The organism is Halothiobacillus sp. (assembly GCF_028710545.1).
Classification (GTDB): Bacteria; Pseudomonadota; Gammaproteobacteria; order Halothiobacillales; family Halothiobacillaceae; genus Halothiobacillus.
On the sequence record NZ_JAQTTX010000072.1, the window covers coordinates 1 to 8874 of the forward strand.

General features: G+C 55.3%; 10 protein-coding genes. 5 read left to right on the forward strand and 5 right to left on the reverse strand.

Annotated elements, in window-relative coordinates:
• Positions 1-46: 46 nt before the first annotated feature.
• From PHD44_RS11550 to cysS, 4 genes are all read right to left on the reverse strand, one after another.
• Positions 47-472: a circularly permuted type 2 ATP-grasp protein gene (locus PHD44_RS11550; RefSeq protein ID WP_300191847.1), complete on the reverse strand. Its 426-nt coding sequence runs from the start codon at positions 470-472 to the stop codon at positions 47-49.
• A 308-nt stretch (positions 473-780) separates the two neighbouring features.
• Positions 781-1293, reverse strand: coding sequence for a transcription elongation factor GreB (greB, locus tag PHD44_RS11555; RefSeq protein WP_300191849.1), 513 nt, complete (start codon positions 1291-1293; stop codon positions 781-783).
• A 28-nt stretch (positions 1294-1321) separates the two neighbouring features.
• On the reverse strand, positions 1322-2485 hold the full coding sequence (locus tag PHD44_RS11560; RefSeq protein ID WP_300191852.1) for a DHHA1 domain-containing protein: 1164 nt from the start codon (positions 2483-2485) through the stop codon (positions 1322-1324).
• Between the two features lie 239 nt (positions 2486-2724).
• Positions 2725-4089, reverse strand: a complete 1365-nt coding sequence (gene cysS, locus PHD44_RS11565; protein WP_300191854.1) for a cysteine--tRNA ligase — start codon at positions 4087-4089, stop codon at positions 2725-2727.
• A 156-nt stretch (positions 4090-4245) separates the two neighbouring features.
• Here cysS and PHD44_RS11570 point away from each other — a divergent pair, with 156 nt between their 5' ends.
• The 5 genes from PHD44_RS11570 (at position 4246) to PHD44_RS11590 (ending at position 7740) form a co-directional block, all read left to right on the forward strand.
• Entirely contained in the window at positions 4246-4761 is a 516-nt protein-coding gene (locus tag PHD44_RS11570) for a peptidylprolyl isomerase (protein WP_300191856.1), read from the forward strand.
• Between the two features lie 43 nt (positions 4762-4804).
• On the forward strand, positions 4805-5578 hold the full coding sequence (locus tag PHD44_RS11575; protein WP_300191859.1) for a UDP-2,3-diacylglucosamine diphosphatase: 774 nt from the start codon (positions 4805-4807) through the stop codon (positions 5576-5578).
• Positions 5575-6144: a CDP-diacylglycerol--glycerol-3-phosphate 3-phosphatidyltransferase gene (pgsA, locus tag PHD44_RS11580; RefSeq protein WP_300191862.1), complete on the forward strand. Its 570-nt coding sequence runs from the start codon at positions 5575-5577 to the stop codon at positions 6142-6144. Before PHD44_RS11575 ends, pgsA begins: the two co-directional genes overlap by 4 nt.
• Positions 6145-6150: 6 nt before the next feature.
• Positions 6151-6888: a 1-acyl-sn-glycerol-3-phosphate acyltransferase gene (locus PHD44_RS11585; RefSeq protein ID WP_300191865.1), complete on the forward strand. Its 738-nt coding sequence runs from the start codon at positions 6151-6153 to the stop codon at positions 6886-6888.
• A gap of 99 nt (positions 6889-6987) precedes the next feature.
• Complete coding sequence (locus tag PHD44_RS11590; RefSeq protein WP_300191868.1) at positions 6988-7740, forward strand: YdiY family protein; 753 nt, start codon at positions 6988-6990, stop codon at positions 7738-7740.
• Between the two features lie 78 nt (positions 7741-7818).
• On the opposite strand, the gene PHD44_RS11595 is transcribed toward PHD44_RS11590, so the two are convergent.
• A partial coding sequence (locus PHD44_RS11595) for a putative inorganic carbon transporter subunit DabA (RefSeq protein WP_300191871.1) occupies positions 7819-8874 on the reverse strand: 1056 nt, incomplete at its 5' end.

Consider the following 8874-nt stretch of genomic DNA (forward strand, 5'->3'; position numbering starts at 1 on the left):
ACTCACCACTGCGACATCCTTGAAACCGGCAACGACTCCTACCGCTTCAAACAGCGCAAGAAATCAGCCTGATACCCTGGTCAAAATTGGACGCTGTTGGGTGGTCAATTTTCGACGCTGTTTGACACTCCTGTTCATGGTAGATATCATGCAAGAACATATTCAGCGCACGAACACGCTGTTTTAGACCGAGTTCCAATCGCCGCCACTCAGTGGCACTAAACACCCGCGGCACCACATCGAACGGAATCAGCCGTTCTTCAGAAGAATTCGCCCCATAAACAGCGAAGGTAATTCCCATTCGCCGAAACAATAATTCCGCGTCACGTTGCTTGTTCACAAGTTGCTCGGCAGGCAAGGAAGTCAACTGCCGAACAACCTCAGCATACTGAGGACGCGCCGCCCGACCGTCGAAGCCATACATCTCATCAAAACCGCTATGTATGTAACTGGGGCTTTTCGTGGTTTCCATTATTGCTCTCGGTGAATTTCTCACTGCCGGAATTAGCTTCTTTACAATACCAAATGCAAGAGATGAGCCAACAAAAATTTAAAAATAACCAGTTGATTGAAAAAGGCTTAAAACAAGAACAAAGAGATGGTGAATATGCTCATTGCACCATATAAGATCGGCAAATATTAGGCATTGCACCACTATGCGGCGCACGAATATTTCAAAGTTTATTACCAGGACGATTAAGGGAATATTACCTATGGGCAACTTGAAAAAACTTTCGACATGCCAAAATTCGAATTTTGTATTTTCGCCTCCTGAAACTTTCAGGATGGAACGGCGCTATGTAATTCTGAGGGATAGTCGATGGCAATGATTTCAGCGTGAACGCGGCGTGGCGTGGCAGTTTCACTCGGTAAGTAGAGCACAACTTCTGCATCCAGCGCCTTGCCAAGCACGGCCTTGGCAAGCGGGGAATCGATACTGATCAGATGATTGGCCGGGTCGATCTCATCGGGCCCGACGAGGCAAACGGTTTGCTCCCGATCGTCTGCGTAAAGCAGAGTGATGCGGGCACCGAAATAAACCTTGTTCACATCCGTCGGCGGCTGCCGCACCACCTTGATGTCACCCAGCCGTTTTTGCAGATAACGGATGCGCCGATCGATTTCGCGCAACCGACGCTTGCCATAAATGTACTCGGCATTTTCCGAGCGATCGCCCAAAGCAGCGGCTTCGGAAACTGCCTGCACGACCAGGCGACGCTCCACGCGCCACAGGTGATCGAGCTCTGCCTGCAAACGGGCATGACCACGGGCAGAAATGACCGCCGTACTCATCGGTTGCACCCGCTAAGGTTGAAGCCCATTATTTCTTCTGGGCGCCTTTTCTTGGCGGCTGGATGGTGATCATGCTGCCCAACTTGGCCGTTGCGACGGGGGGTGCTGGGTTGATCGTCTGCTTGATTGATGACACGGCATGATCCAGATCGCGCAAGCGATTATCCCGCAGTTCACCGCCCGCCGCGCCCGGATGGCCGCCGCCACGGAAGTATTTTGCCGAAATCGCGCCGGCATCCACGCCGGGATTCGCCCGCAGCGAGAGCTTGCCATTGCCCCGAACGCCGATTGCCATATCCATTTTATGGCGTGTCTCCATCATGTCCATGATCACGCCGCGCCACACGTCATGCGGCCAGTTGAAGAAAATCCCGGTGCGCACACCGTCGATATCGAGCATGGGCACCGTGGTCTCATCGAGCACGGACGCGGAAAGAATGTGGAATTTATCGTTGAGCGGCAGTTCGGGATTGTTCAGATCCTGCGCGTCGATGCGGCCGACGAGGAAGTTTTTGCGCACGTCATACAGACCGCGCTCGATCGATTCCAGATTCTCGCCGCGTTCATGCGCCTGAAAAAAGTGCTCGATCACGTGGAAGCGGTAACTGCGCTTGATATCCGCCAGCGGCGGGGCCAGATGGTCATCCTGCATCACCAATCCGAGTAGATATAAAGACTTGCGGAACAACGGCTCATCTTTCAGCCAGCGGTCCCCCATATCGACGAAATCGGCCCGCAGCGCATACTGTGCCCGTTGATCTTCGGGCATCAGATCGGCAACCGCCTCAAACGCCAGCTTGGTGGCACAGCGTTCCGTATCGAGGTAGTACCAATCGAATTTGGCTGCGCAATCTGCACCAGTGGCGTGATGGTCGAGCAATTGCAGTGTCGTCGGGACTTTCAGCTTCTTGATGCGCTTGTCGATCTGCTCGGCCTGATCAAGCGTGAGATTGAGGTCGGTGAGCAGCAAAGAGGCCGGTTCGCCTTCTTCGATGATTTGCTCGACGATTTTATCGACCGCCAGCGGAATATCGCGGTAATCGGCATTGAAGCAGCGCGTGTTGACACCAGCGGCCTTGAGCATGAATTGGGCGCCATAACCGTCGAGGTCGGTATGCGACAAATGGTAGACACAGCCTTCGGCGTTGGTGTCTGCAGAATGTTGGGGGCGGATCAGTTTGGGCGTGCTCATAAATGCTCGTTCAGGTATCTGGAATTATTTTTTAGGGAAGGTCTGCACAAATGCAGACCTTCCCGTGCAGGGCATGGAAGCCCTGCCGCTTAATGACGTAAGTCATTGAAATGCGGAGCTCGGGCCGGGCGTGATCCGGCCTGAGCGTATCTGCACGAAGCCAAGGATGGATTCGTGCAGAGATCCCTCAGGGTGGCAGTGTAGCAGCCTGCCACAGTAGTGTTCGAATCAGACCGTATTCAGCCGCGCCGCCAGGTGGTTTGCCCGGCCTTGTCTTCGAGCACGATGCCTGCGGCCAGGAGTTCATCACGAATCCGGTCCGATGCCGCAAAATCCTTGTTGGCGCGCGCTTCAGCACGTTCGGCGATTTTCTGTTCAATCGCCTCGTCGCTCAATTGATTCTGTGATGCGGGCGCCCATTGCAGAAAACTTTGCGGATCGTGCTGACCGAGGTTCAGGATTTCTCCGATGGCCTGTATCGTCGCGGCACAATTCGCGTCCTTGCTGCGGTTCAATTCGCTGATCTGCTCGAACACGATCGCCAAGGCTTCCGGCGTATTGAAATCGTCGTCCATCACCGCATGAAAACGGGCCATAACCGCCGGGATAGGTATTCCATTTTGGGGTACGTCCTTTATGGCCGTGTACCAGCGTGTCAGACTGGCGCGCGCCGCATCGAGATTCTGATCCGAATAATTCAAGGGGCTGCGGTAGTGACTGGACAAAACGAACAGCCGGATCACTTCCGGGTGATATTGCCGCATCACCTCCGCGACAGTGAAGAAATTCCCCAGGGATTTGGACATCTTCTCTTCGTTGATCCGCACAAAGCCGTTGTGCATCCAGTAGTTGACGTAATGATGGCCCGTCGCACACTCGCTTTGGGCGATTTCGTTTTCATGGTGCGGGAACTGCAGATCCTGCCCTCCCCCGTGAATATCGAAGGTCGGCCCCAGCGCGCGGGTCGACATAGCCGAGCATTCGATATGCCAGCCCGGCCGACCGGGGCCGAAAGGCGCATCCCAACTCGGGTCTCCGGGTTTTTCTGCCTTCCAGAGCACAAAATCAAGCGGATCGGTTTTCGCCTCGTCGATCTCGACGCGCGCCCCGGCACGCAAATCCTCTGGATTGCGGTTGGAAAGTTCACCGTATCGGTCAAACGTGGAGACATCAAAATACACATCGCCATTGGCTGCGCGGTAGGCGTGGCCGCGCTCGATCAGGCTTTCGATCATCGCCACCATATCGCCCACCGATTCGGTGGCGCGCGGCTCGGCCGAGGGCGGCAGGCAGCCTAAGGCCGCAGCGTCATCGTGCATGGCTTCGATATAACGCTCGGTCAGATTACGAATGCTTTCCTTGTTCTCGGCAGCACGGGCGATGATCTTGTCGTCGATATCCGTGATATTGCGCACGTAGTGCACCTCGTAACCGCTTGCCCTGAGGTAGCGGACGACCATATCGAATACAACCATTACCCGCGCATGGCCGATATGGCAGCGGTCATAAACCGTCATGCCGCAGACATACATCCCCACGGTTTTGGGTTTGATCGGCACAAATTCACGCTTGGCGCGTGCGTGGGAGTCATAAATAACCAGCATAATGTGACTTTTCTCGTTAATAGGGCCAAATGTTGCGTGTATGATTGCGACTTTATCGTGCAATCTCAACCCAAAAGTAGGAAAGCAATCGTGCAGTATGCGAGTTCTGTCCTTGCTTGCCAAACATCCCTTTTGTTATCTGGAGTAATTAAGTAAATGAGCAACCCACAACCACGCGTCGCCCTCACCACCCGTCTTGGCACCATCACACTGGAACTGAATGCCGAGAAAGCGCCCGCCACCGTCGCCAACTTCCTGGCCTACGTGGATAGCGGCCATTTCGTTGGCACCATCTTCCACCGTGTCATTCCGGGCTTTATGGCGCAAGGCGGCGGCATGACGGCGGATATGGAACAAAAGAAAACCATGCCGCCGATTGCCAACGAAGCGGATAATGGCTTGAAGAATGTCCGCGGTAGCATCGCCATGGCGCGTACCGGCGACCCGCATTCTGCCACCAGCCAGTTTTTCATCAATCTCAAGGACAACGGTTTTCTTGATTTCACGGCACCTAACCCGCAAGGTTATGGTTACGCCGTATTTGGTCAGGTTGTCGATGGCTTGGCGGTCGTCGATGCCATGGCGACACTGCCTACCGGCCGCCGTAATGGCCATAGCGATGTGCCCGCCGAGGATGTAATCATCACTGCGGCAGAACGCGTTACCGCCTGATTAATTCCAGAACTTGATCAAGCATATTGAAGGAATGACCCCAGTGGCCGAAATTCTGCTCATAGCCGACATCCACCTCTCACCGGCCAATCCGCAGACCGATACTTTCGCAGCGCTCATGGCCCGTGCGGCCAAAGCGGATGCGCTTTATATTCTCGGTGATCTGTTCGATTACTGGGTGGGCGATGATCAGCCTTTGCCCGATGCGATCGGCCACACGCTTGATCAACTATCCGCCCTGCCCTGCAAAAAGTATTTTCAGGCGGGCAACCGGGATTTTTTGGTCGGGCAGAATCTGCTCGATCGAATTGGTGCAGAAAACCTGCCCGATATATTTCCGCTGTCCTATCGAGGCGAAACCATCCTGCTTTGCCATGGCGACACGCTCTGCACGGACGATCTCGCCTATCAGGCCATGCGTCAGCAGTTGCGTTCTCCGGCTTTCAGGTGTGATTTTCTCGCCAAGCCGCTGGCCGAACGCATTGCGATCGCCGAAGGATTGCGCGCCCGGAGCAAAACCGAATCGAGCAGCAAGCCGGAAGACATCATGGATGTGAATGCCAGCGCCGTTTCGACCCTGATGCAGACACAAGGCGCCAAGGTGCTGATCCACGGCCATACCCACCGCCCGGCCATCCATCGGCTGGTCGATGGGGGTGTGCGCGTGGTTACGGGAGACTGGTCCACCCACGGCTGGCTGGTTGCACTCAATGCAGATGTGATCACGCTGGAACGTTTTGATTCCAAGAACACAGAAATCATTGATCGCATCACGCTGTCAGAAACAAGCAAAACAGCAAGGGAAACGACCCGATGACGCTACCGCTCTTTCTCACCTGGTTACGCATCGCGGCGATACCGTTACTGGTGCTTGTCTATTTATTTGCACCGTTTGATGCGGCTCGCCCACTTTCGGCCTGGATTTTTGGTCTCGCCGCTGCCACCGATTTCCTGGATGGCTATCTGGCGCGGCGCTGGAACCAGCAATCGTCGTTCGGCGCCTTTCTCGACCCGGTCGCGGACAAACTCATTGTCGCTGTGGCACTCATGCTGCTGGTCTATTCGAACGGCGACATTCTGCTGGTGCTTTCAGCCATCGTCATCATCGGGCGCGAGATATTCATTTCGGCCTTGCGCGAATGGATGGCGGAAACAGGGAATCGAGCAGCCGTCGCCGTATCTCAAATCGGTAAACTCAAAACCGTGGCACAGATGTTCGCCATCATGTTCATGCTGAACTGGTTCCCGCTCTGGGACGTGGTGCCGGTCTATCAAATCGGCTATTGGTTGCTGGTTATCGCCGCCCTGCTTACGCTGCTATCCGGATTTCTCTATGGTTTGGCCGCGTGGCGCGCCGTGCGGGCCCATCACAAAGTGCGCTGATCGGCCATGTGGTGGGTTCCGCTTCGCGCCGCCCGCCTCGTGGCCCATATACTGCGCGGCATCTACATCACGCGCAGGCAAAATAAACGCGATCCGGCACGGCAGGCCGAGCTGGTGCGCGCCTGGCACGAGAAAGTGTTGCGGATTCTCAATATCGAAATCCATGTGCAGGGCAGCTTGCCCGAAAACGCGCCACAGCTTTGGGTATCCAATCACATCAGCTGGCTGGATATCCCACTTTTGGGCAGTCTCGCGCCTCATACCGTTTTTGTTTCAAAACAGGAAGTACGATCCTGGCCAGTCATAGGCAATCTCGCCGCGGCAGCGGGCACGCTGTTCATGCAACGGGGGTCGGGTAGCGAAGGCGCTCGTTCAGCCATCGCAGAAGGTCTGTCGAGCGGACGACATATCGTGATCTTCCCGGAGGGCACGACGACCGATGGCCACAAGGTGAAGCGCTTCCATGCCCGGCTGTTTCAAACCGCCATCGATTGTCGGGCATCGGTACGCCCCATTGCCATTCGCTATCGGTTGCCCGATGGCCGGCTCGCCCGATCAGCGGCCTATATCGACAATGACCATATTCTGGGCTCGATCGGTCGCATACTCGCCACACGCCGATTGATCGCAGAGGTCTATCTGCTTGAAACCATCGACACGCACGAACCCACCACCCGCAACCAGTTGGCCGAGTTGGCTCAACATCGCATATCTCAAGTGATACGCCCGCCATTTACGCGCTAACCCACACCTAATCCTTAATTTTTATAGGCCTTTTCAGGTATTCATGGGCACCTGGAATGTATACCATTAATTTTTTTAACATAATCAAGGTTTGTTCTTATGCCGTTTTATCGGAAATCCATAGCCATTTTCCTCGTAAGTTCGGGCACAGCTCTTTTGCTTCTATCGACGGCGCATGCGGCCGAGAATACAGACAAGAAAACCTCATCCTGGTCAGGTTCCGCCGAACTCGGTGCATCCGTGTCCACGGGCAATAGCCGGACCAGTAACGTCAATGGGAAACTCCAGCTCAAGTACGAAAGCGGCCCTTGGTCACATCGCTTCAAGCTCAGTAGCCTGCAAGCCAGTGAAGATGGAAATTCAACGGCTAACCGGACCGTCGGAGAATTGTCGACTCATTACGATCTCAATCCGCGTAACTATGCTTTCGATACGCTGCGCGCAAGTCATGATGCCTTCTCCGGTTACAGTTATCAGGCCACGATTGCCGCTGGCCTCGGGCATAAACTCTGGGTATCCGACCGGGGGGGCTTGGGCGTCGAAGCCGGCCCGGGTTATCGTCGTTCCAAGTTAAAGGACGGGCCGGCCGAGAATAATCTGATCGGTCTGGCCAAGGGCGATTTCAGCTACAAGATTTCAGAGACAGCGAAGTTCGAACAGACCTTGCTGGTGCTCGGCGGCGCGGCCAATACGGAACTCGAATCGGTGAGCGGCCTGAGCGTGAATCTGACCAAAACCATGGCGCTGAAGGTTGCCTATACCGTTCAACACAACACGAATGTCCCGGCCGACAAGAAGAAAACCGATACCTTCACTTCGGTCAATCTGGTGTATGCCTTCGGTGACAACTAAAACGGGCATCGTTTCCACTCCAGACCCATGAGTACCTCGCACCTCTCCTTCCATGGGATTTTTTGAGGTGCCCAATACTTATTCTTCGCGCCAATCACCATTGGCAAACCGACGTTTGACAGATCCTTCCTCGTCAATCTGGCATAGGTTCAACCAGTGATTGTCCACCAGTTGGCGCAGCATGGGGTGATCTTGAATGATTCGATCCAGTGCATCGGTGGGCGCTTCGATGAACGCGTTCAACCGCAGTGGCTCATGTCGCCAGGTTTCGCCGTTATGCAGGGACTGCAACGACAGGCCGATCCGCAGATCGCCACTATTGCCTTCGAGCACGCCGACCAGCCCGCCCACGACGTTGTGCAAGACCTTGTTGCCACAACCCAGCCGTTCATTATCGACGGTGGAACCGTAATACTGCAGGTTGATCCAACTGGCAACCACGAGCGGCGCGGTCATGATCAGGGTCAAAACGCCAAAATCGGGATCTTTGCGCCAATCGTAATCATGCAGGAATGCACGACCATGCAAATCGAGACCTCGGGTACGCCAGCGTGGCGCCGCGATGAATGCGCCATTGCCGGCAAGACCCCATTCTGGCCTCACCTGTGACCAATCACGGCCACGATGAATGACATGGCGCGCCGCCGACTGTTGATCAACCTGCTTGTCCAGTGTGACCAACCGTTCAAGTCGAGTCAGTTCTCCTGCCTGTTCCAACGCTTGCGTGACCGCTTTCAGAATTACTGGATCAACGCCTGTGGTCGGCACATCCAGCAGGGACATCTGATCCGTGGTGGTATCGTGAAGCGCAGCGATAAATCGGGTATCTCGCGAAATGTGAATACCTTTGCCGGCCAGGCCGAGCCGAACTGCGGACTCATTGAGTAGCGCCGCGGCCACCCGCGCACTGACTTCACCGGTCTGCCCCGCGCAGGCGCCGCAATCCAGACCCGCACGATGCGGGTTGTTCGTGGTCGAAGTGCCATGGCCAGCCAGCAAGATGATGCGGGCGAACCGATCGATCAATCCGAGTCCACGCAGCATGCCTTCTGCCAGTTTGATTTTTTCCTGTTCGCTGAGCGCACCGCCATTGGCTCCAATCAACGCCGGATGAAGCTGGGATCGCTCCTTGGC

What these genes read in the sequence shown, in the direction of transcription:
- PHD44_RS11550 (WP_300191847.1), bottom strand. Translation starts at nt 472, where the DNA reads ATGGAAACCACGAAAAGCCCCAGTTACATACATAGCGGTTTTGATGAG.
- PHD44_RS11560 (WP_300191852.1), bottom strand. Translation starts at nt 2,485, where the DNA reads ATGAGCACGCCCAAACTGATCCGCCCCCAACATTCTGCAGACACCAAC.
- cysS (WP_300191854.1), bottom strand. Translation starts at nt 4,089, where the DNA reads ATGCTGGTTATTTATGACTCCCACGCACGCGCCAAGCGTGAATTTGTG.
- pgsA (WP_300191862.1), top strand. Translation starts at nt 5,575, where the DNA reads ATGACGCTACCGCTCTTTCTCACCTGGTTACGCATCGCGGCGATACCG.
- PHD44_RS11570 (WP_300191856.1), top strand. Translation starts at nt 4,246, where the DNA reads ATGAGCAACCCACAACCACGCGTCGCCCTCACCACCCGTCTTGGCACC.
- PHD44_RS11585 (WP_300191865.1), top strand. Translation starts at nt 6,151, where the DNA reads ATGTGGTGGGTTCCGCTTCGCGCCGCCCGCCTCGTGGCCCATATACTG.
- greB (WP_300191849.1), bottom strand. Translation starts at nt 1,293, where the DNA reads ATGAGTACGGCGGTCATTTCTGCCCGTGGTCATGCCCGTTTGCAGGCA.
- PHD44_RS11590 (WP_300191868.1), top strand. Translation starts at nt 6,988, where the DNA reads ATGCCGTTTTATCGGAAATCCATAGCCATTTTCCTCGTAAGTTCGGGC.